This is a genomic window from Micromonospora sp. NPDC049374 (assembly GCF_040677165.1).
Lineage (GTDB): Bacteria > Actinomycetota > Actinomycetes > Mycobacteriales > Micromonosporaceae > Micromonospora.
Map to the genome: position 1 here is coordinate 1 of NZ_JBFAQH010000043.1, position 1,826 is coordinate 1,826.

General features: G+C 64.2%; 1 protein-coding gene. It reads left to right on the top strand.

All coding sequences use genetic code 11. The features are described 5' to 3' along the window. Positions 1–1,826, top strand: a 1,826-nt coding sequence (locus AB0J93_RS30065) for an amino acid adenylation domain-containing protein (RefSeq protein ID WP_363925728.1), incomplete at both ends; no start/stop codon positions are given.

A 1,826-nucleotide genomic window follows, 5' to 3' on the forward strand; every position in this document is an offset into this window, starting at 1 on the left:
AGCGGGAGCAGCTTCTGCTCGGTTGGAACGGCACTGTGGTTGATCTTCCTGCGGGGACGTTTGGGGCGGTTTTCGAGGCGCGGGTGGGTTTGTCGCCGGGTGCGGTGGCGTTGGTCGCGGGTGATGTGGTGTTGACGTATGCGGATTTGAATACGTGGGCGAATCGGTTGGCGCGGCGTTTTGTTGAGTGGGGTGTTGGGCCGGAGCGGGTGGTTGCTTTGGTGTTGCCGCGGTCGGTGGAGGCCGTGGTGGCGATGTTGGCGGTGTGGAAGGCTGGTGGTGCTTTTGTTTCGGTGGATCCGGGGTTGCCGTCGGCTCGGGTTGATTTTGTGGTGGCTGATTCGGGTGCGGTTCTGACGGTTACTGAGTCGAGTGGTGCTTTTGACGGTCTGGACGGTGTTGACGGTTCGGATCTGTCTGTTGTTTGTGGTGGTGACGGTGTCGCGTATGTGCTTTACACCTCTGGTACGACGGGGACGCCGAAGGGTGTGGCGGTTACGCATCGGGGTTTGGTCAATTTGGTCACCTGGAGCGGTCTGGATGTGGGTGACCGGGTTTTGCAGCGGACGGCGTTGAGTTTCGACGCGTCGGTGTGGGAGTTGTTTGCGCCGTTGGCGGCGGGGGCGGCGGTGGTGTTGGCGCCGGTTGGTGTCGACCGTGATCCGGGTGGGTTGCTGCGGGTGGTGGCCGAGCAGCGGGTCACGGTGTTGCAGGTGGTTCCGACGCTGTTGCAGTTGTTGGTGGATGAGCCGGGCTGGGCCGGTTGTGATGCTTTGCGGTTGGTGGTGGCCGGTGGTGAGCCGTTGTCGGCTGAGTTGGCTTCTCGGCTGCCGGTGCCGGTGTGGAATGTTTATGGTCCGACCGAGTGCACGGTTGATGCGACTGTGCAGGTGTGGGATCGGGCTGAGTCTGGTGGTCCGGTGCCGATTGGTGGTCCGATTTTCAATACCCGTGTGTTCGTGTTGGACGGGTGTTTGCGGCCTGTGCCGGTGGGCGTGGTGGGTGAGTTGTATGTCGCTGGTGCTGGGGTCGCGCGTGGTTATGTGGGTCGGGCCGGGCTGACTGGTGAGCGGTTCGTGGCGTCGCCGTTCGTGGTTGGTGAGCGGATGTATCGCTCGGGTGATTTAGCGAAGTGGACTGTTGACGGCCGGTTGGTGTTTGTGGGCCGGGCGGATGAGCAGGTCAAGGTTCGTGGGTTCCGGGTTGAGCCGGGTGAGGTCGCGTCGGTGCTGCTGGAGCATCCGGATGTTGCGCAGGCTGCGGTTGTCGTCCGGGAGGACGTGCCGGGTGACAAGCGGTTGGTGGCCTATGTGGTGGCTGCCGAGGCGGCCGGGTTGCGGGAGTTCGTGGGGCAGCGGTTGCCGGAGTACATGGTGCCGTCGGCGGTGGTGGTGCTGGACTCGTTGCCGTTGACGGTGAACGGGAAGTTGGATCGGCGGGCGTTGCCGGCGCCGGATTACGCGTTGGGCGTCAGTCGTGGTCCGGTGTCGGTGCGGGAGGAGATTCTGTGTGGTGTCTTCGCGCAGGTTCTCGGTGTCACGTCGGTCGGTGTTGCGGACGACTTTTTCGCGTTGGGTGGGCATTCCCTGCTTGCGGTGCGGTTGGTGTCGCGGGTGCGGGCGGTGCTGGGTGTCGAGTTGCCGTTGCGGGTGTTGTTCGAGGCGCCGACCGTCGCGGGTCTGGCGACCTGGTTGAACGAGTCGAGTGTGGCCGTGGCCCGGCCGGTCCTGCGGGCGGCAGAGCGTACGGCGCGGACGCCTTTGTCCTTTGCGCAGCAACGACTCTGGTTCCTGAGCCAACTCGACGGACCCAGCCCGCTCTACAAC